Genomic DNA, 23,039 nt, shown 5'->3' on the forward strand with positions numbered 1-23,039 from the left:
TCCACCGCCGGAGGCGCCACCCGTGCCGGGGAACGGTCCGGCGGGCCCGGTCGCGGCCGCCACCGCCCCCGGGCGGACGCGTACGGTACGGGGACCCGCTCACGGCCGGGGCCCGTCGCCCCGGGTGAGGGGGCGACGGGCCCGGAGGGGGCGCGGGCACGGGCCGTGCGCGAGCCGTATGGGTCAGAAGTCGGTCGGGAGGCCGCTGGCCTCCGCGATGCCGCGCAGCTCCTCGTTCTGACGGTGGCGGTCCCTGATGAAGTCGGCGATCTCGCCCAGACGGGACGGGTCGGCGGCGGTCGCCGCGTCGGTGACCACCCTGACCGGTCCGGTGTCGTCGACCTCCAGCTCGACCACCTCGTTGTCGAGGCGGCCGGTCACGGCGGTCGCGATGACCAGGGCGGCCTCGTCGCGGACCTCCTGCGGCAGTTCCTCGTCGCCGCTGTCCAGCGCGAGGTCCATGCCGGACAGGCGGTGTTCGTCGATCGCTTCGAGGACCGGCTCCACCACGTCAAGCAGAAGCCGGTAGTCCTCGGTGTCCATCCGGACGCGCAGGAGGTCGAGGTAGACGTCCACGGGCCGGCCTTCCGGGGGAATCTCGGATTCGCTCATCGGCTTCGGGTTCCCCTCCCCCGGCAAGTCATACGGTCGCCGGCTCGGCGGAGTTCGTCAGGTCCGGCCCGCCGGCCGCCGCCAGCCATCGGTGCGCGGTGGCCAGGGCCTGCCGCACGTCGCGCGTGCCGGTCGACACGCACAGCGTGTAGGCCAGGTCACGGATCCGCGGGTCGTGGGCCGCGGTGCCGTGGGCGACGGTTCCGGTGGCCGCCAGGGCCTCGTACTCCTCGACGAGGCGGCGCAGCACGGTGGGGTGGGGCTTCAGCATGTGTCTCGTTCTTTCGCAGTCGGGTCCGGGGCGGGCGCTGGTCACGCCGTCGCCGAGTGTCCGCCGCCGCGCGGCGTCTTGCGCTGTCCCAGCACGTCGGCGCGCACGCGCGCACAGCTGCGGCTGATCAGCCGGGAGACGTGCATCTGGGAGATGCCGAGCCGGTCGGCGATGCGGCTCTGGGTCATGTCCTCGAAGAAGCGCATGTAGAGGATGGCCCGCTCGCGTTCCGGCAGCCGGCGCAGTCCTTCCTTGGCGGACTCGCGGTCGACCACGACGTCGTACGAGGCGTCCGCGGTGCCGAGGGTGTCGGCGAGGCTGTAGCCGTCGTCGTCGGAGGACAGCTCGGCGTCGAGGGACAGGGTGCTGAAGCTCTCCAGCGCCTCCATCCCGGCGGCGACCTCCTCCTCGGTCAGCCCGGTGTGCGCGGCGAGGTCGGCCACGGACGGTTCGGGGCTGCCGGGGTTCTGGGTGAGCTCCCGCCGCGCGACGCGCACCTTGTTGCGCAGTTCCTGCACGCGGCGGGGCACCCGCAGGGCCCACATCCGGTCGCGGAAGTGCCGCTTGACCTCGCCGGTGATGGTGGGGACGGCGTAGCTCTCGAAGGCCCCGCGGCTCGGGTCGAACCGGTCGATGGCCTTGACCAGGCCCAGGGCGGCGACCTGGCGGAGGTCCTCGATGGACTCGCCGCGGTCGCGGAAACGGCCGGCGATGCGGTGGGCCATGGGCAGCCAGGCCGTGGCGAGCTCGTCGCGCACCGCGTCCCGCTCCGGGCCGTCCTCCAGCGAGGCCAGCCGGTCGAAGAGGACGGCGGTGTCGGGGGCGTCGTCGTGTCGCCGGCGGGACGGCGCGGCCTGCGTGTCGGAGGAGCCGGGACGATGGGCGGACGTGTCAATGAGCATGCGGTTCGCTCCCGAGCGGTGGTTTGAGGGGGGACCGCGGGATGGTCGGCCGCCAGGACACCCGGAGGGTCCTCAGCGGCCTGCCACTCCCGCCGGCGCGCCTCCGGTCCGAAGCACGAACCTCCGATTGCCCCGCCCCCGGTGGAACAAACTCCGCTTCCTCACGCAATCCGCCAGGAGCTCAGATCAGGGGTACGAGCGCGGTGATGCACTTGCCGCCGGAGGGCAGGTCGGACACCCGGACGTCGCGGGCGAGGCGGCACACGATGGGCCAGCCGTGACCGCCGGGACGGCGGCGCCCCCGCGGGTCGGTGCGGGGCACGACGACGGGCAGCTCGTCGCTGCGGTCGCTCACGGACAGGCGTACGCCGGGGCCGCTGACGTCGACCCGGAAGTCGGTGACTCCCCCGCCGTGCAGGATGGCGTTGGTGGTCAGCTCGGAGGCGACGAGCAGGACGTCGGCAAGGGCGTCGGAGTCGCAGGCCGTGCGGGTGGCGCGGCAGCGTTCGGAGACCGCCCGCGCGACGGCCTCGCGGACCTCGGCAGGCCGGGCGGGCACCGCCCGGGGCGCCCCGGGCGGCTGGAGAAGGGGTGCGGTCGTGCGCTCCTCACTCATGCTGTGGCTCCTCGGCTCGGGGGGTGGCGGTCGCCGGGGCAATTGCCTCGGACCTCCCTTTTCGGCTCACCTGTCCCGTTGAGGACAAACCTCTCCGCCGCTTCCCGCTCCCCTGTCATCCGGACGCCGCGTGCGGGTACGCGGTGCGTATGACCGATGTGGTGGACGCGGACGAACTGCTGCGGCGCATTCAGCGGGCGAGGGCCTGCGCGGCCCAGGAGGAGCGGGCCTGGCGGGCCCGGGGCGAGGAGCTCGGCCGGGAGGACTCCGGTGACCCGGCCGCGGCACGGGACGCCGAGGTGCGCACGGTGGCGTACGGGGTGGTGCTGCGGGTGCTGGACGAGATCCTGACGCCGGGACGGCACGCGGCGCGGGGCTGAACGCCCCGGTGCGTGGATTGGCGCCGTCGGGAGCCGGGCACCCGGGGTCCATGACGGTCGATCACAGCCGGGCGCCGGTTCTGGAAGCACTGGAGGACTACCACCGCGAGGGGCGGATCGGTTTCACGCCGCCGGGTCACAAGCAGGCCCGCGGCGCGGACCCCGCCGTCCGTGAGGTGCTCGGGGACGCGGTGTTCCTGGGGGACGTCCTGGCCACGGGTGGTCTGGACGACCGGCTTACGCGGGGGCGTGTGCTCCAGGAGGCCCAGGAGCTGATGGCCGACGCGGTGCACGCCGATCACACGTTCTTCAGCACCTGCGGGAGTTCCCTGTCGGTCAAGGCCGCCATGCTGTCGGCCGCCGGTCCGCACGAGAAGCTGCTGATCGGGCGGGACGCCCACAAGTCGGTGGTGGCGGGGCTCATCCTGTCCGGGATCGAGCCGGTGTGGGTGGAGCCCCGCTGGGACGCCGGCCGGAAGCTCGCGCACCCGCCGTCGGCGGTCGACTTCGACCGGGCCTTCGAGGCCCATCCGGACGCCCGTGGTGCGCTGGTGACCAGCCCGACCCCGTACGGCGCGGCCGCGCCGCTGCAGGCGATCGCCGAGGTGTGCCACCGGCGTTCGCGTCCGTTGATCGTGGACGAGGCGTGGGGCGCGCACCTGCCGTTCCATCCCGATCTGCCCTCCTGGGCGATGGACGCGGGCGCGGACATCTGTGTGACGAGCATCCACAAGATGGGCAGCGGTCTGGAGCAGGGCTCCGTGTTCCATCTGAAGGGCGGTCTGGTGCCGCCGGCGCTGCTGGGCATGCGGGCCGACCTGCTGGGGACGACCAGCCCCTCCGCCCTGATCTACGCCGGGCTGGACGGCTGGCGGCGGCAGATGGCCCTGGGCGGCAAGGAGCTGATGGGGGCCGCCCTGGAGCTCGCCGGCGAGGTCCGGGCCGCCATCGGGCGGATCGGCGGGATGCACGTGAACGACCGGGACGACTTCTGCGGCCCGGAGCTCGCGGACGACTTCGACCCGCTGCCCTGCGTGATCGACCTCGACGGTCTGGGCATCTCCGGCTATCAGGCGGCGGACTGGCTGCGCGAGCACCGGAGCATCGACGCGCACCTGGCCGACCACCGCCGGATCGGGGCGCAGATCACCCACGGTGACGACCGGGAGACGACCGGAGAGCTGCTGTCGGCGCTGCGGGACCTGGGCCGGGCGGCGAAGAGCCTGCCGACGGCACCGAGGGTGGAGGTGCCGGAGCCGGGCGAGCTGCGGATGGAGCAGGCGCTGCTCCCGCGGGACGCGTTCTTCGGTCCGGCCGAGGACGTCCCGCTGTCGCGGGCCGCCGGCCGGGTCGCGGCGGAGATGATCACTCCGTATCCGCCGGGGATCCCGGCCGTCCTGCCGGGTGAGCGGCTCACCGAGCCCGTGCTGCGGTACCTGCGCACCGGCCTCGACGCGGGGATGTACCTGCCCGACCCCTCGGACCCGGCCCTGGAGACGGTGCGGGTGGTGGACGAGCGTGCCGGCTGAGCGCGCGCCCGGCGTGAAAGAGGTCACGCGACCGGATTACCGGAACGCCGACTAGATGGTTTATCGTTCACCCATACGTGGTGCCGGAGTCGACGCTCTGTCCTCCGGACGCCACCGCTTACGGCCCTGGCTGGCTTCCCCCGTCCAGCCAGGGCTTTTTCATGCCCGGACGCGCCCCCGGCCCGCCGAGGTGCCCCGAACGGCGGCAGCGGCTGAAATGAACGTAGGGAAAGCACCGGTACCGATTGCCCGGCGAGGAGCCCCGCGCCATGACCAAAGCGATCAAACTCCTGACGGCCCTCCCCCCTCCGCAGCGCGCACGGCTGATGGCCCTGGCGCGGGAGGTGTCCTTCCCGGAGGACACCCGGATCTTCGAGTCGGGAGGCACCGCCGACCGCTTCTGGGTGATCCGCTCCGGCGCCGTCTCGCTGGACCAGCCGGTGAACGAGCTGCACCGGGTGACGGTCGCCGCGCTCGGCGCGGGTGACCTGCTGGGCTGGTCCTGGCTGTTCCCGCCGCACGAGTGGGACTTCGGCGCCGTGGCCTTCAGCCCGGTGCGCGCCTACGAGTTCGACGCGGCGGCCGTGCTCCGGCTGTGCGAGGAGGACCCCGAACTCGGTCTGCTGCTGGTGCGCAAGGTCGCCGAGGTGCTCGCCCACCGGCTGGAGGCGACCCGCGGCAAGCTGATGGAGCAGTACGCGATGCACCGGCGCGGCGGGCTCGTGTAAGTCCTCGCACCCGGTCGGCGCGGCGCCGGCACCGCGGTGGCGGGCGCCCGCTCACGACCCGGTTCCGGACAACGGGCCCCGGCCGGGCCGGCTCGGGCTCCGGGTCCGCCGCCCGCGGTGCCGCGCCGCTCTCGCCGGTGCGGAGGACCGTCCTGCCCGGCGGTCGCCTCCGCCGGCCGCGGTCCGGTGCCGCGGGGGCGGCGCGCTGTCCTCAGGCTCCCGCGATGAGCGTCAGACCGAGGACGACCATGGTGGCGGCGACCAGCGCGTCCAGGACCCGCCAGGCGGTGGGGCGGGCCAGGAAGCGGCTCAGCAGACGTGCGCCGAAGCCGAGCGCGGCGAACCAGCAGAGGCTGGCCAGTACGGCGCCCAGCCCGAAGGTCCAGCGCAGCGGGCCGTGGTCGGCGGCGACCGAGCCCAGCAGGAACACGGTGTCGAGGTAGACGTGCGGGTTGAGCCAGGTCATGGCGAGGCAGGTGAGCACGGCCCGGCGGCGCGACCCCGCCGCCTCGCCCTCCGTCCGCAGTCCCTCGCCGGCCGGCCGCAGCACCCGGCGGGCGGCCAGCACGCCGTAGCCGAGCAGGAAGGCGCCGCCGATCCAGCCGACCGCCGTCAGCGCGCCCGGCCAGGCCACGACCACCGCGCCGACACCGGCGACGCCCAGGGCGATGAGGGCCGCGTCGGACAGGGCGCAGATCGCGACGACGGGGAGCACGGCGTCGCGGCGGACACCCTGGCGCAGCACGAAGGCGTTCTGGGCACCGATGGCGACGATCAGGGAGAGGCCGGTGCCGAATCCGGCGGCGGCGGTGGTCAGGGCGCTGGTCATGGCGACGACGCTACGGCCGGAGGGCCTGTGCAGTACAGCTAAGGATTCTTACGTACCCTTAGCCACTGTGATGACCGATCTTCCGTTGGACCAGGTACGCACGCTGCTCGCGGTGGTGGACGAGGGGACGTTCGACGCGGCGGCCGCCGCGCTGCACGTGACGCCCTCGGCGGTGAGCCAGCGGGTGAAGGCGCTGGAGCAGCGCACGGGCCGGGTGCTGCTGCTGCGCACCAAGCCGGTGCGGCCGACGGAGTCGGGCGAGGTGCTGGTGCGGCTGGCCCGTCAGGTGGGCCGGCTCGAACGGGACGCGTACGCCGAACTGGGGCTGAGCGGGGCCGGGGGGCCGACCCGGGTGTCGGTGGCCGTGAACGCCGACTCGCTGGCGACCTGGTTCCTCGGGGCCCTGACCCGGCTGCCGGCCGCGGCGGGGCTCTGCTTCGAACTGCGCCGGGAGGACGAGGGCCACACCGCTGCCCTGCTGCGGGAGGGGACGGTGATGGCCGCGGTGACCTCCTCGCCGGACCCGGTGCCGGGCTGCTCCGTGCGGCACCTGGGCCGGATGCGCTATCTGCCGGTGGCCGGCCCCCGGTTCGCGGCGGAGCACCTGGCGGGGCCGCTGCGCGAGGTGCTGCCGGAGGCGCCGGTGGTGGTGTTCGACCGGCGGGACGAGTTCCAGGACGGCTTCGTGCGCCGCCTCACCCGCGGGCGCGCCGGGGCGAGTGAGCGGCGGCACCACGTACCGACATCGGAGGGTTTCGTCGAGGCGGTCGCCGCCGGTCTGGGCTGGGGCATGGTCCCCGAGCCGCAGGCGGACCCCCTGCTGCGTGCCGGCCGGCTGACCGTGTTCGCCCCGGACCGCGCGGTCGACGCACCGCTGTACTGGCAGCAGTGGAAGCTGGACTCCCCCGCGCTGGCGGCGGTGACCGACGCGGTCACCGCTGCGGCGGCGGAGGCGCTGTACCGCTAGACGCAGGGCACCGGGGAGCGTGCCCGGTGTCACCCGGCGGCGAAGCCCTCACGACACGTCCCGGCGGCCGTCGAGATCGATCCCGGCGCTGGTCAGAAGCATGTCGAGGGCCGTCGGGTAGGCGCTGGTGACCATGCGGGTGGCCAGGAGCGGGGCCGCCTCGGCGAGGCGCGGGTGGGTGGCGGCCGGCAGGCGGGCGTAGGTCGAGCGCCACATCTCCTCGTCGGCACGCCGGGCGGCGTCGGGCAGCGCCAGGGAGGCGGCGTCCAGGGCGGCGAAGGCCAGGGTGGTGTCGATGAAGGCGTGATAGACGCGCACGGCCTCCGGCAGCGGGAAGCCCGCGGTGCGCAGCACGTCCAGCACCGCCTCGTCGGCGGCGAGTTCGGCCGCGCGGCCGGAGACCCGGCTCGCCGTGAGGACCGCCGCCTGCGGGTGCGCCAGGTAGGCGGCGTGGATGCGCAGCCCGATGGCCCGCAGGTCCTCGCGCCAGGACCCGGCCGGGCGCCAGCCGCGCAGCGCCCGGCCGATCAGCGCGTCGCCGAGGGCGAGGGTCAGTTCGTCCATGCCGCGGAAGTAGCGGTAGAGGGTGCTCGGGTCGCAGTCCAGGGCGAGGCCCAGCCGGCGGGCGGTCAGTCCCGCGCTGCCGTGCTCGTGCAGCAGCCGCAGCGCGGTCTCGACGATCAGCGCCTCGGACAGCACCCGGCCGCTCTTCGTCGGCCTGCGGCGCCTGCGCCGCTCCTCGGGCACCACGCGCTTCGGCATCCCCGTCCCCCTCCGCCGTCCTTATGCCAACGCCATTGACCTTACGCCGCGGCAGGGCGTTGTATCCCCACCGGGGCCCCGGTACGCATCCCGGATCCGAGGGGATCCACGAGGAAGGAAGGGAGTGCTCCGTCATGCGTGTACTGCTGGTGGGAGCGGGCGGCGTGGGTACCGCCATCACCCGGATCGCCGCCCGGCGGCCGTTCTTCGACCTGATGGTGGTGGCCGACTTCGACCCGGCCCGGGCGGAAACGGCGGTCGCGGCGCTCGGAGCGGACGGTGCCCGGTTCCGGGCCGGGCGCGTGGACGCCTCCGACGAGGGCGCGGTGACGGCGCTGCTGGAGCGGCACGGCTGCGACGTGCTGCTCAACGCCACCGATCCGCGGTTCGTGATGCCGCTGTTCCGGGCCGCGCGCGACGCCGGTGCCACGTATGTCGACATGGCGATGTCCCTGTCCCGGCCGCACTCCGAGAAGCCGTACGAGGAGTGCGGCGTCAAGCTCGGCGACGAGCAGTTCGCACAGGCCGGCGCGTGGGAGGAGGCCGGTGCGCTGGCCCTGGTCGGCATGGGGGTGGAGCCCGGCCTTTCGGACGTGTTCGCCCGCTACGCCGCCGACGAACTCTTCGACGTCATCGAGGAGATCGGAGTCCGGGACGGGGCGGACCTCACGGTGGACGGCCACGGCTTCGCCCCCTCCTTCAACATCTGGACCACCATCGAGGAATGCCTCAATCCGCCGGTCGTCTACGAGCGGGACCGCGGCTGGTTCACCACCGAACCCTTCAGCGAGCCCGAGGTGTTCGACTTCCCCGAGGGCATCGGCCCGGTGGAGTGCGTGAACGTCGAGCACGAGGAGGTACTGCTCGTACCGCGGTGGGTGGACGCGCGCCGGGTCACCTTCAAGTACGGCCTGGGCCGCGAGTTCGTGGACACCCTCAGGACGCTGCACCTGCTGGGCCTGGACCGTACCGAGCCGGTGACCGTGCCGGGTCCCGACGGGCCGGTGCGGGTCTCGCCCCGGGACGTCGTCGCCGCCTGTCTGCCCGACCCCGCGACGCTGGGCGGGCGGATGCGCGGCAAGACCTGCGCCGGCACCTGGGTGCGGGGCGTGAAGGACGGGGCGCCGCGCGAGGTGTACCTGTACCACGTGGTCGACAACGAGTGGTCCATGACCGAGTACGGCTGCCAGGCCGTGGTGTGGCAGACCGCCGTCAACCCGGTCGTCGCGCTGGAACTCCTCGCCCGCGGCGCCTGGACGGGCACGGGCGTCCTCGGGCCGGAGGCGTTCCCCGCGGGTCCCTTCCTGGAGCTGCTGACGGCGTACGGTTCACCGTGGGGGTTGCGCGAGCAGTGACCCCGCGCACACGGTCCGGCAGTTTCACCTCGACTCGACAGGTCACCCGAATCGGTGTAAGGCATCCGCAAGGGTGTGCATCGACTCCGATCGCAGGTGACTTTCGATGGACAACTGGCGAAGCAGCGCGGCCTGCAGGACCGAGGACCCCGACCTCTTCTTCCCGATCGGCACCTCCGGCCCCGCCCTGATGCAGACGGAACAGGCCAAGGCGGTGTGCCGGCGCTGCCGCGTTCAGGAACAGTGCCTGGAGTGGGCACTGGAGACGGGCCAGTCCATCGGCGTGTGGGGCGGCACGAGCGAGACGGAACGGCGGGCGCTCAAGCGGCGCATCGCCGCTCGGCGGGCCACCGGCTCGTGAGAGCGCGCCGCGCCCGGCCCGCGCGTCCGCGGCGGGCTCGCGGGACACCACCGGAAGGGGCTGAACGATGAGCGTACGGGTGCGCCGGGTGTACGAGTCGCCCGAGCCGGACGACGGGGTGCGCGTCCTGGTCGACCGGCTCTGGCCGCGCGGTCTGGCGAAGGACGCGGCCCGGGTGGACGCCTGGCCCAGGGAGCTGACGCCGTCGGCGGAGCTGCGCCGCTGGTACCACGGGGACGGCGGCTCGTACGAGGAGTTCCGCGCGCGCTACGAGGCGGAACTGGCCGCTCCGGAGGCCGCCGAACTCGTCGACCGGGTCAGGGACCTGGCGGAGAGGGGCACGGTGACCCTGCTGACCGCGTCCAAGGACACCGGTCACAGTCACGCCGGGGTGCTGGCCCGCCTCCTCGAGGACTGAGGGGCGGGCCGGCACCCCGGTGGCCTACGCCGTCTGCGCGGCCGCCGCCCGTCCGGCCGCGCGGCCGGAGAAGAGGCAGCCGCCGAGGAAGGTGCCCTCCAGCGCGTTGTAGCCGTGGACGCCTCCGCCGCCGAAGCCCGCCACCTCTCCCGCCGCGTACAGCCCCTCGACCGGCCGGCCGTCGGCGCCGAGCGCGCGCGAGTCGAGGTCGGTCTGGACACCGCCGAGGGTCTTGCGGGTGAGGATGTTGAGCTTGACACCGATCAGCGGACCGGCGGCCGGGTCGAGGATGCGGTGCGGGGTGGCGACCCGGCCGAGGCGGTCGCCGATGTAACGGCGGGCGTTGCGGATGCCCTGCACCTGGGCGTCCTTGCTGTAGGCGTTGTCCATCTGCCGGTCGCGCGCCTCGATCTGGCGCCGCATGAGTGCCGCGTCGAGCAGGGGCTCGTCGGTGAGGGCGTTCATCTTCTCGACGAGCTGTTCGAGGGTCGGCGCCGTGACGAAGTCGGCGCCCTTGTGCAGGAAGGCGTCCACCGGACCGGGGGCTCCCTTGCCCAGCACGCGCTCCTTCAGGAAGCCGGCCCGGTCCTTGGCGGTGATGTCGGGGTTCTGCTCGGAGCCCGACAACGCGAACTCCTTCTCGATGATCTTCTGGGTCAGGACGAACCAGGAGTGGTCGTGTCCGGCGATGTCCTCGGTGGTGCGCAGGTGCTTCAGCGTGCCGAGGGTGTCGTAACCGGGCAGGCAGGGCTCGGGGAGCCGGCGGCCGAGGGCGTCGAACCAGAGGGAGGACGGTCCGGGCAGGATGCGGATGCCGTGCCCGGGCCAGACCGGGTCCCAGTTCCGCAGCCCCTCGGTGTAGTGCCACATGCGGTCCCGGTTGACCAGCCGCACTCCCGCGCGGGCGCTGATGTCGAGCATCCGCCCGTCGACGTACGCCGGGACGCCGGTGACCATCTCGCGGGGCGGGGTGCCGAGCCGCTCGGGCCAGTGGCGGCGGACGGTGTCGTGGTCGGCGCCGATGCCGCCGCTGGTGACGATCACGGCCTGGGCGGTCAGTTCGAACTCGCCGACGCCCTCGCGGCTGGACGCCACCCCGCGCGGTGCGTCGTCCTCCGCCAGCACGGTGCCGCGCACCCCGCGCGCGGTGCCGCCCTCGACGACGAGTTCGTCGACCCGGTGGCGGTGGTGGAAGGTGAGCAGCCCGTCCCGGCCGGCCTGCCGGGCGTACCGGACGAAGGGCTCGACGACGCCGGTCCCGGTGCCCCAGGCGATGTGGAAGCGGGGCACGGTGTTGCCGTGGCCGTCCGCGCGGAGGTCACCGCGCTCGGCCCAGCCGACGGTGGGCAGGAAGGTGATGCCGTGGCCGTTCAGCCAGGACCGCTTCTCCCCCGCCGCCCACTCCACGTAGGCCCTCGCCCAGCGCACCGCCCAGCTGTCCTCGTCGTCGAGGCGGTCGAAGCCGGCGCTGCCCCGCCAGTCGCTCCAGGCGAGGTCGAAGGAGTCCTTGATGCCGAGGAGCCGCTGTTCCGGCGACCCCACCAGGAACAGCCCGCCGAACGACCAGAAGGCCTGCCCGCCGAGGTTGGCGGCGTTCTCCTGGTCGACCAGGGCGACCCTGCGGCCCCGGCTGGTCAGCTCGTGGGCCGCGACGAGGCCCGCGAGTCCCGCTCCGACGACGATGACGTCGGCATCCATGGCGACCGTCCCTTCCTTCATCCGGTGAGCAACGCGGTGAGCAGTTGTTTCAGCCAGGCCCGGGCGCCCGCGACGTCCCGGTCCAGCAGCAGTCGGGTGGTGACACCGTCGTAGGCGGCGACCACGGCGTGCGCGGCGCCCTCGACCCCGCCGAGGACGGCGGGCAGTTCGGTGTGGCCGCGGGCCCGGGCCAGCCGGTCGGCGATGGCCCGCCGCAGTCGCGCCCGGTGTTCCAGCAGGCCGCGCGCCACCTCGGGGTCGCGGGCGGCGTGCACCAGGAAGTCGGTCTTGACCAGCAGCCAGTCGTGGTCGAGCAGCAGGACGTCGGTGACGCGGTCGACGGCGGCGGGCACGTCGAGGTCCGGGCCGTCCAGGGCGAGGGCGCCGGAGACCTGTTCGGCGATCAGCTCGGCGCGCTGCGCGTACAGGGCGAAGAACAGCTCGTCCAGGCCGGCGAAGTTCGAGTAGAAGGCGCCCCGGGTATAGCCGGCCGCCTCGCAGATCTCCTCGATCGAGACGTGCCCGAACCCCTTGGCGGCGAACACCGAGAACGCGGCGTCCAGGAGGTTCGCGCGTGTGCGCAGCCGGCGCCGGGTGACCCGCCCCGCCGTCTTCCCCGCCGCCATGCCCGCTCCTTCCGGTCCCCGTTCGATACGGGAACGTATCCGATACACCGGTGTATCGAACAGACCCGTGCGCGTGGCCCGGATCGATCTAGAACATGTTTTCGATTAAGGGGGTACGCTGGGCACATGAGCACGCACCACGCCCCGTCACTCCAGGGGTCCCTGTTCGACCAGGCCGACGAGCTGCGGCTGGGCCCGCTCGACGGGGTGCGCCGCACCGAACTGGGCCGTGGCGCCTGGATCGACGTCCTGCCGGGATGGCTCGGCGGTTCCGACGCGCTCTTCGAGCATCTGGCCGCCGAGGTCCCCTGGCGGGCGGAGCGGCGGCAGATGTACGACCACGTCGTGGACGTTCCCCGGCTGCTGGCGTACTACCGGGCGGGCGACCCGCTGCCGCACCCGGTGCTGACCGAGGCGCGCGGGGCGCTCGGCGCGCACTACGCCGGCGAACTGGGCGAGCCGTTCGCCACCGCCGGGCTCTGCTACTACCGGGACGGCCGGGACAGCGTCGCCTGGCACGGCGACCGGATCGGCCGGGGCGCGCGCGAGGACACCATGGTCGCCATCCTCTCGGTGGGCGCGCCCCGCGACCTGCTGCTGCGTCCGGTGGGCGGCGGGGAGACCGTGCGCCGTCCGCTCGGGCACGGCGACCTCATCGTGATGGGCGGCTCCTGCCAGCGCACCTGGGAGCACGCCGTCCCCAAGTCCGGCCGCGCCGCCGGACCGCGCATCAGCGTCCAGTTCCGCCCGCGCGGGGTCAACTGACCGGCCCGCGGCCCGTACCCACCCCCGCCGGGTGTCCCGGCCCGCCGCCCGCCGCCCCTGCGTCATCTGCTTTCCTTCTCCCGTCGGACACGGACGACGAGACGACTCGGGGCGGTCATGCGGGCGACAGTGCGACACGTGGCGGACGGCACCTACCTGGTGCACGGCACGCACACCAACTGGGTGATCCTCACCGAGGGGGACGCCGTCACGCTGATCGACACCGGATACCCCGGTGATCGCCCGGGGCTGCTCGCCTCCCTCGCGGAGGTGGGGAGTTCGCCCGGGGCGGTGACGGCCGTGCTGATCACCCACGCCCACAACGACCACCTGGGCTCCGCCGAGTACCTGAGCGCCGCGTACGGCATTCCCGTGTACACCCACGAGGCCGAAGTCCCGCACGCGCGACGGGACTTCCTGCACCAGGTGAGCGTCGGGCAGGTGCTGCGCAACGGATGGCGGCCGGGTGTGCTGCCGTGGGCCGCGCACGCCCTGCGCCGCGGCGGAACGGCGGACGTCGCGGTCACCGCGCCCCAGCCGTTCCCGGGGTCCGGTCCGCTCGACCTGCCCGGCCGGCCCGTGCCCGTGCACACCCCGGGCCACACCGCCGGGCACTGCGCCTTCCATCTCCCCGGGCGGGGGGTCGTGGTGTCCGGCGACGCCCTGGTGAACGGTCACCCCACCTCGCGGACCGAGGGGCCGCAGATGCTGACCGACATGTTCCACCACGAGCGCGCCACCGCCGTGGCCTCGCTGGACGTCCTGGGCGGGCTCGACGGCGACCTGCTGCTGCCCGGACACGGCCCGCTGTACGAGGGGCCCGTCCGCGACGCCGCCCGGCTGGCCCGGGAGCGCGCGCACTAGGGTGAGGTGACGATCACCGCGAGACGAGGACACCGCAGCCATGGCACTGCAGATCAACGCCACCAACCCGGAGCATCCCGCGCTCCTGTTGGAACTGCCGTGGCACCTGCCGCTGGAGGACTGGCCGGAGGAGTACCTGGTGCCGCTGCCGCGCGGCATCTCCCGGCACGTGGTGCGCTACGCGCGCGCCGGTGACGAGGTCATCGCGGTCAAGGAACTCGCCCAGCGGCCCGCCCTGCGGGAGTACGAGCTGCTGCGCGACCTGGACCGCATCGGTATCCCGGCGGTGGACCCGCTCGCCGTGGTCACCGGCCGCACCGACCCCGGCGGGGAGCCGCTGGAGAGCGTCCTGGTCACCCGGCACCTCGGCGGTTCGATGCCGTACCGGTCGATGTTCGAGACGACGCTGCGCCCGGCGACCATGCACCGGCTGATGGACGCGCTCGCCGTGCTGCTGGTCCGGCTGCACCTGGCCGGGTTCGCCTGGGGCGACTGCTCGCTGTCCAACACACTGTTCCGGCGGGACGCGGGCGCCTACGCCGCCTACCTCGTGGACGCGGAGACCGGGGACCTGCACCCCGAACTCAGCACGGGGCAGCGCGAGTACGACCTCGACCTGGCCCGGGTCAACATCAGCGGCGAACTGCTCGACCTGGAGGCCTCCGGGGCACTGCACCCCTCCGTCGACCCGATCGAGTTCGGCACCGAGATCTGTGCCCGCTACCAGGGCCTGTGGCAGGAGCTGACCCGCACCTCCGTCTACCCGGCGGGCAAGTACCACTACATCGAGCGCCGCATCCGGCGCCTGAACGACCTCGGTTTCGACGTGGCCGAGATGCAGATCGAGCACGCCTCCAACGGCGACACGGTCACCTTCGTGCCGAAGGTCGTCGACGCCGGCCACCACCAGCGGCAACTGCTGCGACTGACCGGGCTCGACGCCGAGGAGAACCAGGCCAGGCGGCTGCTGAACGACCTGGAGAGCTGGATGGCCACCCAGGACGACTACGCCCCGGGCGACCCCCTCGGCGCCCGTCCGGAAGTCCTCGCCCACCGCTGGGTGCGCGAGGTGTTCCGGCCCACCGTGCGTTCCGTGCCCCCCGGACTGCGCGGCCCGATGGACCCCGCGGAGATCTACCACGAACTCCTGGAGCACCGCTGGTACATGTCCGAACGGGCCCAGCACGACATCGGTCTCGACACGGTCGTCGAGGACTACATCCGGAACATCCTGCCCAGGGCCCGCACCACCCTCCAGCCGACGGAGGACTGAGCCGGCCGCGGCCTCAGGCGGGCGGGACGACCGCCACCGGGCAGTCCGCGTGGTGCAGGACGCCGTAGGCCACCGAGCCGATCCGGGTGCCCACCGCGGTGCGGCGGGCGCGGCGGCCGACGACCATCAGCTGGGCGGTGCCCGACACCGACAGCAGCACCTGCCCCGCGCTGCCCATCTCCACGTGCTCGACCACGTGCACGTCCGGGTAGCGCTCCCGCCAGGGGGCGAGGGCCGCCGCCAGGGCCTTCTGCTCGAACGGTTCGAGGCCGCCGGCCTCGTCGAGGAGCTGGAGGGAGGAGGGGCTGTAGGCGAACACCGGCGGCAGCGCCCAGGCACGGACGGCCCGCACCGTCGCCCCGCGCCGGGCGGCGGTCTCGAAGGCGAAGCCGAGGGCCGCCGCGCTGTCCTCCGGGTCGCCCTGCTGCCCGACGACGATCTCGTGCCCGGCGACCTCCTGGGAGGCCCGGTCCCCGGCGCGGACGAACACGATCGGCCGGCGCGCCCCGACGATCACCTGCTGGCCGACCGAACCGACCAGGAAGCCGATGATCCGGCCGTGCCCGCGCGAGCCGAGCACCAGCATCTCCGACTCGGCCGCCAGCGCCGTCAGCGTCTCCACGGCGTCGCCCTCGTGGACGTCCGTGCTCACGGACAGCTCCGCGTGCCGGTCCCGGACGGTGCGGGCCGCCTCGTCGACCGAGTCGCGCACCCACTGCTCCTGGGTGGCCCTGTCACCCGTCTCCACCGCGCCGCCCGGCTCGAACGTCCAGGCGTGCACCACCCGGAGCGGCAGTCCCCGGCGGACCGCCTCCCTGGCCGCCCAGTGCAGCGCGGCGAGGCTCTCCTCGGTTCCGTCGATCCCTGCCGTGATCGGGCGCGTCATGCGGTTCCTCCCGGTGTCGTGTCCACTGCGCGGGCTCCAGTCTTCCCTACGCTGGCCGCATGACTCTGAGGTGGGAGCAGGTAGTGGTGGACGCGGCCGATCCGGTGGCCCTCGGACGCTGGTGGTGCGAGGCGCTGCGCTGGGTGGTGGTGAACGACGCCCCCGGCGAGTTCGAGATCCGGCCGTCGCCGGACCGGCTGCCGGGCCTGATCTTCGAACCGGTGCGGGAGGCCAAGGCCGGCAAGAACCGGCTGCACCTGGACTTCCGGCCCGAGGACCAGGACGCGGAGGTGGCCCGTCTCCTCGCGCTCGGCGCGCGCCGGGTGGACATCGGGCAGGGCGAGCAGTCCTGGGTGGTCCTCGCGGACATCGAGGGCAACGAGTTCTGCGTGCTGTCGTCCCGCCCCGGGTGAGGCCCGCCCGTTCCTGAGCGGGCCGGCGCGAACGCACATACGATGGCAGGGCCGGTGCGGTGGCCGGACCGGGGCCGCCGTGCCGGGAGCCTACCGTCACGTGGGGGACGTATGACCGAGGCCGCCGGCGCAGCGCGGACCGTCATCATGACCGTCGACGACGACCCCGGGGTCTCCCGCGCCGTGGCCCGGGACCTGAGGCGGCGCTACGGCGCGTCGTACCGGATCGTGCGCGCGGAGTCCGGCGAGTCGGCGCTCCAGGCGCTGCGCGAGCTGAAGCTGCGCGGCGACCTCGTCGCCGTGATCCTCGCCGACTACCGGATGCCGCGGATGAACGGCATCGAGTTCCTGGAGCAGGCGGTGGACGTCTTCCCGGGCGCGCGGCGGGTGCTGCTGACCGCGTACGCCGACACCGGCGCGGCGATCGACGCGATCAACGTCGTCGACCTCGACCACTACCTCCTCAAACCGTGGGACCCGCCGGAGGAGAAGCTCTACCCGGTCCTGGACGACCTGCTGCGGGCGTGGCGAAGCAGCGACCACCGGCCGGTGCCCAGCACCAAGGTGGTCGGACACCGCTGGTCGGCGCGTTCCTCGGACGTACGGGAGTTCCTGGCCCGCAACCAGGTGCCCTACCGGTGGTACTCCTCCGACGAGCCGGAGGGACGGCGGCTGCTGGCCGCCGCGGGCGAGGACGGCATACGGCTGCCGGTGGTGATCACACCGGACGGGGCGCCGCTGGTGGAGCCGGAGACGGTCGACCTCGCCGCCCGGGTGGGACTGGCGACGACCCCGGCGGCCGACTTCTACGACCTGGTGGTGATCGGCGGCGGCCCCGCCGGGCTCGGCGCGGCGGTCTACGGGGCGTCGGAGGGGTTGCGCACGGTGCTCGTGGAACGCTCGGCGACCGGCGGGCAGGCCGGCCAGAGCTCCCGGATCGAGAACTACCTGGGCTTCCCCGACGGGGTGTCGGGGGCGCAGCTCACCGACCGGGCACGGCGACAGGCCACCCGGTTCGGCGCGGAGATCCTCAGCGCCCGCGAGGTGACGGGACTGGAGGCCGCCGGCGCCGCCCGGATCGTGCGGTTCTCCGACGGTTCCTCGGTCGCCGCGCACAGTGTGATCCTGGCGACCGGGGTGTCCTACCGGCGGCTGGCGGCCCCGGGCTGCGACGAACTGGGCGGCTGCGGCGTCTACTACGGGTCCGCGCTGACGGAGGCCGCCGCCTGCCAGGGACAGGACGTGTACATCGCCGGCGGCGCCAACTCGGCCGGCCAGGCGGCGATGTACCTGTCCCGGTTCGCCAAGTCGGTGACGCTGCTGGTGCGCGGCCCGGACCTGGCGGCGTCGATGTCGTACTACCTGATCCAGCAGATCGACCGGGCGCACAACATCTCCGTGCGGTGCGGGACGGTCGTGGAGAGCGCCCACGGCGACGGCCACCTGGAAGGGCTGACCCTGCGCGACACCGGCAGCGGACGCTGCGAACGGGTCGACGCGCAGTGGCTGTTCGTGTTCATCGGCGCCGCCCCGCTGACCGGCTGGCTGGACGGCACGGTGCTGCGCGACGAGCGCGGGTTCATCCTCGCCGGACCCGATCTGACCGCCGACGGGCGGCCGCCGGCGGACTGGGAGCTGGACCGGCCGCCGTACCACCTGGAGACCAGTGTACCCGGGGTGTTCGTCGCGGGCGACGCGCGCGCGGAGTCCGCGAAGCGCGTGGCGTCCGCCGTCGGAGAGGGAGCCATGGCCGTGATGCTCGTCCACCGGCACCTGGAGCAGTCGTGAGCGGCGGGCCGGCGCCGTGCAGCCCGCAGGAGATCGGCTCCCTGTTCCTGTTCGAGAAGCTCACCCCGGAACAACTGGGGCGGCTCTGCGGCGAGGGACGGGTCGAACGGTTCGAGCCGGGACCGGTCTACGCCGAGGGCGATCCCGCGACCTGCTTCTACGTCGTGCTGGAAGGCACCGTCGTGCTGTCCCGCCGGGTCGGCGGGGACGACGTCGAGGTCAGCCGCACGTCCCAGCGCGGCGTGTACGCGGGCGCGATGCAGGCCTACCTCGGGGAGCGGGTCCCGCAGGTCTACACCAACTCCCTGCGCGTGACGGAGCCGACGCGGTTCTTCGTGCTGCCCGCGGACACGTTCGCGAGCATCATGCGGGAGTGGTTCCCGATGGCCGTGCATCTGCTGGAGGGACTGTTCTTCGGCTCGAAGAGCACCCAGCGGGCCATCGGGCAGCGGGAACGGCTGCTGGCGCTGGGCTCGTTGTCGGCCGGGCTGACGCACGAGCTGAACAACCCCGCGGCGGCGGCCGTCCGGGCCACGGCCACCCTGCGCGAACGCGTGGGGAAGATGCGGCACAAACTGCGCGTCATCTCCGCGGGCGGCTACGACCGCGAGACACTGGCGCGTCTCGTCGAGATCCAGGAGCGCACGGCCGAGCAAGTCGCCAAGGCCCCCGTGCTCAGCCCCCTGGAGGCGGCGGACCGGGAGGACGCCCTCTCCGACTGGCTGGACGACCACGGCATCGCCGAGGGCTGGCGGATCGCCCCCACCTTCGTACAGGCCGGACTGGACGCGGACTGGCTGGACCAGGTCGCGGCCGCCGTGGACGGGGAGGTCCTCCCCGGGGCGATCGGGTGGCTGAGCTACACGGTCGAGACGGAACTGCTGATGGACGAGATCGAGGACTCCACCAGCCGCATCTCGCACCTGGTCGACGCCGCCAAGGAGTACGCGCAGCTCGACCGCGCCCCCTTCCAGATCGCCGACGTGCACGAACTCCTCGACAGCACCCTGCTGATGCTGTCCGGCAAGATCGGACAGAGCATCGAGGTGGTCAAGGAGTACGACCGCGGCCTGCCGCGGATCCCGGCCTACCCGGCGGAACTCAACCAGGTGTGGACCAACCTGATCGACAACGCGGTCTCCGCCATGCGGCAGACGGGCGGCGGGGGCACCCTGACCGTGCGCACCGCACGGCAGCACGACCGGCTGCTGGTGGAGTTCCGCGACACCGGGACCGGCATCCCGGCGGACATCCGGGACCGCGTCTTCGACCCGTTCTTCACCACCAAGCCGGTGGGCGAGGGCACCGGCCTGGGACTGGACATCTCCTGGCGGATCGTGGTGAACAAGCACCACGGGAGCCTGCGCTTCGACTCCGAGCCCGGCGACACCCGTTTCCAGGTGCTGCTCCCGCTCACCGCCCCGGACCCCGACGACACCCCCGAGGAGCCGGCATGACCAGCGAACACGCCATCGACCCGAGCGCCCCGCCGACCGGGACGGGATGCGCCGAGTGCGACGCCCAGGGCGGGTGGTGGTTCCATCTGCGGCGCTGCGCGAGCTGCGGCCACATCGGCTGCTGCGACAGCTCACCCGGCCGGCACGCCACGGCGCACTTCGAGGCCACCGGCCACCCCCTGGTGCGCAGTTACGAGCCGGGCGAGGTCTGGTTCTGGAACTACGCCACCGACGAACTGTACGAGTCCGGCCCCGACCTCGCCCCGCCCGTGAACCATCCCGCCGACCAGCCGGCGCCGGGCCCGGCGGGCCGGGTACCCGCGAACTGGACGCAGACGCTGCGCCGCTGAGCCGCACCGCCGGGAACCCCCGCCCGCCGCGCGTCGTTGACCGGACACCCCCACCCGGTCCGTGGGTGCGACGACATCATCCAGGCGGCGTGATGAGCGAGTTGGTCCCCGGCGGCAATCTGCCCCTCCCCGGCGGCGCCGTGACGGTCCGGGTACCCGGTCCCTTCGACGTGGTCGCGCTGATCACGGACGGCGGCGGGAAGGTGCGCGGCGACACCGACTTCGTGTTCTTCAACCAGCCGTCCGCCCCGGGCGCCCGGTTGGACGGTGACACCCTCACCGTCGACCCGGCGGCGCTGCGCCCCGGCGCCGCCCGGGTCACGGTGGCCGTCGGCCCCGCCGGGCCGGACACCCCGTTCGCCGTCCTGCCCGTGCCGGTGCTCCGGGTCGCCGACGCCGGCGGACGCCCGCTCGCCCGGTTCTCGCCGCCGCCGGCCCGGCAGGAGACCGTGCTGCTCCTCGCGGAGATCTACCGGCGCGGCGAGGGGTGGCGGCTGAGGGCGCTGGGCCAGGGGTACGCGGACGGACTGGCGGGACTGGCCCGGGACTTCGGGGTCGACGTGGCGGACGACGGTGCCGTGGCCACCCGCGCGGGGGCCACCCCGACGCACACCGCGGACGGCTTCCTCGGCCGGGTGAACGCCGCGCGGGCCGCCGCCGGTGCACCACCGGTCAGCCATGACGCGCGGCTGGCCGCCGCCGCGCGGGAGCACGCCGGGACGATGGCGCGGGGCGGGCGCCCGGCCGTCGAGGGCGTGGACGGCGTCTCGGTCCACCAGCGTCTGGTCAGCGCCGGGTACCCGTACCTGACGGTCGGCGAGCACCTGGTCTCCGGACCGCTGACCGTCGACGGGTTCGTCGAGCACTGCCTGCGCCACGAGGCGGCCCGCCGCACGGTGTGCGACCCGGCCTTCGTCCACGCGGCCGTGGCGTCCGCCGGGGGCACGGGGCCCGGCGGCACCTACTGGACGGCACTGTGGGCGGCTCCGCTCACCCCGGACGGTCTGGACCGCACGACGGAGGAGGTCGTCGACCTCACCAACCGGGCTCGCGCCCGGGCCGGACTGCCGCCGCTGACCGGCGACCCCCGGCTGACCGAGGCCGCGCAGGCGCACAGTGCCGACATGGTGGCCCGGGACTTCTACTCCCACACGGCGCCCGACGGCAGCGGGCCGCTGGACCGGGCCGCCGCCGCGGGCGCGGCACGGCGGACCGTCGGCGAGAACATCGCCTGCGGGCAGCGCTCGCCCGCCGAGGTGGTGGAGGGCTGGCTGCACAGCCCCGGCCACCGCGCCAACATCCTCGCCCCCGGGTTCACCCACATCGGGGTCGGCTTCGCGGGCGGCGGCCGGGCGGGCACGTACTGGACACAGCTCTTCGGCGCGTGACGGCCCGTCCCGAGGGTCCGGCCGGCCTTGGCGGAGGGAAGAGGTCCGGGGGAGGATGCCCTCCATGAAGGGTGACCTGTTTTCCAGTCAGCACATGGTGCAGCCGGCCACGGCCGCGGGGATGACGATCGAGAACGCCAAGTGCATCCGTTACACGGTCGACGGCGAGATGCACGCCCGTCAGGGAGCGATGGTCGCCTACCGCGGCAACCTCCAGTTCGAGCGCAAGGGCCAGGGCGTGGGCGGCATGCTCAAGCGCGCGGTGACCGGCGAGGGGCTGCCGCTGATGGCGGTGCGCGGACAGGGCGAGGCCTGGTTCGCGCACGAGGCGCAGAACTGCTTCGTCGTCGACGTCGACCCCGGCGACGAGTTCACCGTCAACGGCCGCAACGTGCTGTGCTTCGACTCCTCCCTGTCCTATCGCATCGCCACCGTGAAGGGCGCCGGGATCACCGGCGGCGGGCTGTTCAACAGCGTCTTCACCGGACACGGCCGGCTGGGGCTGGTGTGCGAGGGCAATCCGCTGGTCATCCCGGTGTCGCCGCAGTACCCGGTGTTCGTGGACACCGACGCGATCGTCGGCTGGACCGCGGGCCTGGACACCTCGCTGCACCGTTCGCAGTCGCTGGGCTCGATGCTGCGCGGCGGGTCGGGCGAGGCCGTGCAGCTGAAGCTCCACGGCGAGGGGTACGTGGTGGTGCGGCCCAGCGAGGCGACACCGCACAAGGCCCAGCAGCACTGACGTCGTTGACCGCGGCCGCCGCGCGGGTCAGGGTGGTCACGGCACGGATCACCAGCCCCGTGCCGGAGAGGTGACAGTCGTGATCGGGATCGCCGACATCGAGACCGCGGCCGCGCGGATCGCCGGGCACGTGGTGCGGACCCCGACGGTGCCGAGCCCCGGGCTGTCGGAGCTGCTGGGGGTGCCGGTCACGGCGAAGCTGGAGCTGCTGCAGCGCACCGGTTCGTTCAAGGTGCGCGGCGCGGCGGCGAAGCTGCTGTCGCTGGGCGAGGCCGAACGGGCGGCCGGCGTGGTGGCGGTGAGCGGCGGCAATCACGGCATCGCGCTCGCGGTCATGGCCGCGGCCCTCGATGTGAAGGCCACGGTGGTGATGCCGCGTTCGGCTCCCGTGCGGGCGGTGGAGATCGCGGAGTCCGCCGGTGCCTCGGTGCGGGTCACCGACGACATGGACGGCGCGTTCGGGCTGATGCGGCGGCTCCAGGAGGAGGGTCTGACCCTGGTCCACCCCTTTGACGACCCGGTGGTGATCGCCGGTCAGGGCACGGTGGGGCTGGAGCTGGCCGAGGACGCCGGTGACCTCACCGACGTGCTGGTGAGCATCGGGGGCGGAGGGCTGATCGCCGGGGTCGCCGCGGCGCTCGCTGCGAGGCGGCCCGGGGTGCGGGTGTGGGGCGTGGAGACGGAGGGTGCCCGGGCGATGTCCGCGGCGCTCGCGGCGGGCGGGCCGGTGGCGGTGGAGCTGACGTCGATCGTCTCCACGCTCAGCGCCCCGGCCGTCTCCCGGCTGACGTACGCGCACGTGTCGGAACTCGTCACCGAGGTTCTGGTGGTGGAGGACCGGGAGGCGGTGCGGGGCTCCCTGGAACTCGCGGACCACGCCAAGGTCTGGGCCGAGCCGGCCGCGGGCTGTCTGCTGCCGGCCGCGCGGCGGGTGCTGGAGCGGGTCGGCGAGGGGGCGCGGCTCGGGCTCGTGGTGTGCGGCGGCAACGCCACGACCGCCGACATGATCGCCTGGGCTCGGCACTTCGAGCTTCGCTGAGCCTTTCTTTGAACGGACCC

At 73.6% G+C, this 23,039-nt stretch carries 26 protein-coding genes; 17 read left to right on the top strand and 9 right to left on the bottom strand.

The window, feature by feature from the left end:
- Positions 1-183: 183 nt before the first annotated feature.
- The 4 genes from IE118_RS16600 to IE118_RS16615 form a co-directional block, all read right to left on the bottom strand.
- Entirely contained in the window at positions 184-612 is a 429-nt protein-coding gene (locus tag IE118_RS16600) for a hypothetical protein (protein ID WP_189558685.1), read from the bottom strand.
- A gap of 28 nt (positions 613-640) precedes the next feature.
- A complete protein-coding gene (locus IE118_RS16605) occupies positions 641-883 on the bottom strand; it encodes a DUF5133 domain-containing protein (RefSeq protein WP_189558686.1) in 243 nt (80 codons plus the stop codon).
- 41 nt (positions 884-924) lie between these two features.
- Complete coding sequence (locus IE118_RS16610; protein ID WP_189558687.1) at positions 925-1,785, bottom strand: SigB/SigF/SigG family RNA polymerase sigma factor; 861 nt, start codon at positions 1,783-1,785, stop codon at positions 925-927.
- Between the two features lie 181 nt (positions 1,786-1,966).
- Positions 1,967-2,401 (bottom strand): ATP-binding protein, encoded by a 435-nt coding sequence (locus tag IE118_RS16615; RefSeq protein ID WP_189558688.1) that lies wholly within the window; start codon positions 2,399-2,401, stop codon positions 1,967-1,969.
- Positions 2,402-2,550: 149 nt separating this feature from the next.
- Between IE118_RS16615 and IE118_RS16620 the strand changes: the two genes are divergently transcribed.
- The 3 genes from IE118_RS16620 to IE118_RS16630 all read left to right on the top strand — a co-directional run bounded on the left by IE118_RS16620 (position 2,551) and on the right by IE118_RS16630 (position 5,038).
- On the top strand, positions 2,551-2,781 hold the full coding sequence (locus tag IE118_RS16620; RefSeq protein ID WP_189558689.1) for a hypothetical protein: 231 nt from the start codon (positions 2,551-2,553) through the stop codon (positions 2,779-2,781).
- 50 nt (positions 2,782-2,831) lie between these two features.
- Positions 2,832-4,310, top strand: a complete 1,479-nt coding sequence (locus IE118_RS16625) for an aminotransferase class I/II-fold pyridoxal phosphate-dependent enzyme (protein WP_189558690.1) — start codon at positions 2,832-2,834, stop codon at positions 4,308-4,310.
- A gap of 269 nt (positions 4,311-4,579) precedes the next feature.
- The gene (locus IE118_RS16630) at positions 4,580-5,038 is read left to right on the top strand and encodes a cyclic nucleotide-binding domain-containing protein (protein ID WP_189558691.1); all 459 of its coding nucleotides are present in this window, start codon (positions 4,580-4,582) and stop codon (positions 5,036-5,038) included.
- Between the two features lie 211 nt (positions 5,039-5,249).
- Here the strand turns inward: IE118_RS16630 and IE118_RS16635 are convergent, their stop codons facing one another.
- Entirely contained in the window at positions 5,250-5,867 is a 618-nt protein-coding gene (locus tag IE118_RS16635; RefSeq protein ID WP_189558692.1) for a LysE/ArgO family amino acid transporter, read from the bottom strand.
- Between the two features lie 70 nt (positions 5,868-5,937).
- Between IE118_RS16635 and IE118_RS16640 the strand changes: the two genes are divergently transcribed.
- Positions 5,938-6,834: a LysR family transcriptional regulator ArgP gene (locus IE118_RS16640; RefSeq protein WP_189559107.1), complete on the top strand. Its 897-nt coding sequence runs from the start codon at positions 5,938-5,940 to the stop codon at positions 6,832-6,834.
- A 48-nt stretch (positions 6,835-6,882) separates the two neighbouring features.
- On the opposite strand, the gene IE118_RS16645 is transcribed toward IE118_RS16640, so the two are convergent.
- Entirely contained in the window at positions 6,883-7,596 is a 714-nt protein-coding gene (locus IE118_RS16645; RefSeq protein WP_189558693.1) for a TetR/AcrR family transcriptional regulator, read from the bottom strand.
- Positions 7,597-7,730: 134 nt separating this feature from the next.
- Between IE118_RS16645 and IE118_RS16650 the strand changes: the two genes are divergently transcribed.
- The 3 genes from IE118_RS16650 to IE118_RS16660 all read left to right on the top strand — a co-directional run bounded on the left by IE118_RS16650 (position 7,731) and on the right by IE118_RS16660 (position 9,730).
- A complete protein-coding gene (locus IE118_RS16650) occupies positions 7,731-8,951 on the top strand; it encodes a saccharopine dehydrogenase family protein (protein WP_189558694.1) in 1,221 nt (406 codons plus the stop codon).
- Positions 8,952-9,057: 106 nt separating this feature from the next.
- Positions 9,058-9,312: a WhiB family transcriptional regulator gene (locus IE118_RS16655; RefSeq protein ID WP_189558695.1), complete on the top strand. Its 255-nt coding sequence runs from the start codon at positions 9,058-9,060 to the stop codon at positions 9,310-9,312.
- Between the two features lie 67 nt (positions 9,313-9,379).
- Positions 9,380-9,730, top strand: coding sequence for a DUF488 domain-containing protein (locus tag IE118_RS16660; protein ID WP_189558696.1), 351 nt, complete (start codon positions 9,380-9,382; stop codon positions 9,728-9,730).
- A 24-nt stretch (positions 9,731-9,754) separates the two neighbouring features.
- Here the strand turns inward: IE118_RS16660 and IE118_RS16665 are convergent, their stop codons facing one another.
- Both IE118_RS16665 and IE118_RS16670 read right to left on the bottom strand, forming a co-directional pair.
- Positions 9,755-11,428 carry an FAD-binding dehydrogenase gene (locus tag IE118_RS16665; protein WP_189558697.1) on the bottom strand — a complete coding sequence of 558 codons (1,674 nt, stop codon included), beginning with the start codon at positions 11,426-11,428 and terminating at the stop codon, positions 9,755-9,757.
- Positions 11,429-11,445: 17 nt separating this feature from the next.
- Positions 11,446-12,054 carry a TetR/AcrR family transcriptional regulator gene (locus IE118_RS16670; RefSeq protein ID WP_189558698.1) on the bottom strand — a complete coding sequence of 203 codons (609 nt, stop codon included), beginning with the start codon at positions 12,052-12,054 and terminating at the stop codon, positions 11,446-11,448.
- 126 nt (positions 12,055-12,180) lie between these two features.
- Between IE118_RS16670 and IE118_RS16675 the strand changes: the two genes are divergently transcribed.
- From IE118_RS16675 to IE118_RS16685, 3 genes are all read left to right on the top strand, one after another.
- Positions 12,181-12,819 (top strand): alpha-ketoglutarate-dependent dioxygenase AlkB, encoded by a 639-nt coding sequence (locus IE118_RS16675; protein WP_189558699.1) that lies wholly within the window; start codon positions 12,181-12,183, stop codon positions 12,817-12,819.
- A gap of 117 nt (positions 12,820-12,936) precedes the next feature.
- Positions 12,937-13,683 (top strand): MBL fold metallo-hydrolase, encoded by a 747-nt coding sequence (locus IE118_RS16680; RefSeq protein WP_189558700.1) that lies wholly within the window; start codon positions 12,937-12,939, stop codon positions 13,681-13,683.
- Between the two features lie 40 nt (positions 13,684-13,723).
- Positions 13,724-14,956 carry a DUF4032 domain-containing protein gene (locus tag IE118_RS16685; RefSeq protein WP_189558701.1) on the top strand — a complete coding sequence of 411 codons (1,233 nt, stop codon included), beginning with the start codon at positions 13,724-13,726 and terminating at the stop codon, positions 14,954-14,956.
- Positions 14,957-14,969: 13 nt separating this feature from the next.
- Here the strand turns inward: IE118_RS16685 and IE118_RS16690 are convergent, their stop codons facing one another.
- The gene (locus tag IE118_RS16690) at positions 14,970-15,842 is read right to left on the bottom strand and encodes a universal stress protein (RefSeq protein WP_189558702.1); all 873 of its coding nucleotides are present in this window, start codon (positions 15,840-15,842) and stop codon (positions 14,970-14,972) included.
- Positions 15,843-15,901: 59 nt separating this feature from the next.
- Between IE118_RS16690 and IE118_RS16695 the strand changes: the two genes are divergently transcribed.
- The 7 genes from IE118_RS16695 to IE118_RS16725 all read left to right on the top strand — a co-directional run bounded on the left by IE118_RS16695 (position 15,902) and on the right by IE118_RS16725 (position 23,019).
- On the top strand, positions 15,902-16,255 hold the full coding sequence (locus IE118_RS16695) for a VOC family protein (protein ID WP_189558703.1): 354 nt from the start codon (positions 15,902-15,904) through the stop codon (positions 16,253-16,255).
- A 111-nt stretch (positions 16,256-16,366) separates the two neighbouring features.
- Positions 16,367-18,043 (top strand): NAD(P)/FAD-dependent oxidoreductase, encoded by a 1,677-nt coding sequence (locus tag IE118_RS16700; protein WP_189558704.1) that lies wholly within the window; start codon positions 16,367-16,369, stop codon positions 18,041-18,043.
- Positions 18,040-19,500, top strand: a complete 1,461-nt coding sequence (locus IE118_RS16705) for an ATP-binding protein (protein ID WP_189558705.1) — start codon at positions 18,040-18,042, stop codon at positions 19,498-19,500. Before IE118_RS16700 ends, IE118_RS16705 begins: the two co-directional genes overlap by 4 nt.
- The gene (locus IE118_RS16710) at positions 19,497-19,850 is read left to right on the top strand and encodes a UBP-type zinc finger domain-containing protein (RefSeq protein WP_189558706.1); all 354 of its coding nucleotides are present in this window, start codon (positions 19,497-19,499) and stop codon (positions 19,848-19,850) included. Before IE118_RS16705 ends, IE118_RS16710 begins: the two co-directional genes overlap by 4 nt.
- Positions 19,851-19,942: 92 nt before the next feature.
- Complete coding sequence (locus IE118_RS16715; RefSeq protein ID WP_189558707.1) at positions 19,943-21,238, top strand: CAP domain-containing protein; 1,296 nt, start codon at positions 19,943-19,945, stop codon at positions 21,236-21,238.
- A 64-nt stretch (positions 21,239-21,302) separates the two neighbouring features.
- Entirely contained in the window at positions 21,303-21,980 is a 678-nt protein-coding gene (locus IE118_RS16720) for an AIM24 family protein (protein ID WP_189558708.1), read from the top strand.
- Positions 21,981-22,059: 79 nt separating this feature from the next.
- Positions 22,060-23,019: a threonine/serine dehydratase family protein gene (locus tag IE118_RS16725; protein ID WP_189558709.1), complete on the top strand. Its 960-nt coding sequence runs from the start codon at positions 22,060-22,062 to the stop codon at positions 23,017-23,019.
- Positions 23,020-23,039 lie beyond the last annotated feature (20 nt).

The sequence above is a fragment of the Streptomyces pilosus genome (assembly GCF_014649835.1).
Lineage (GTDB): Bacteria > Actinomycetota > Actinomycetes > Streptomycetales > Streptomycetaceae > Streptomyces > Streptomyces pilosus.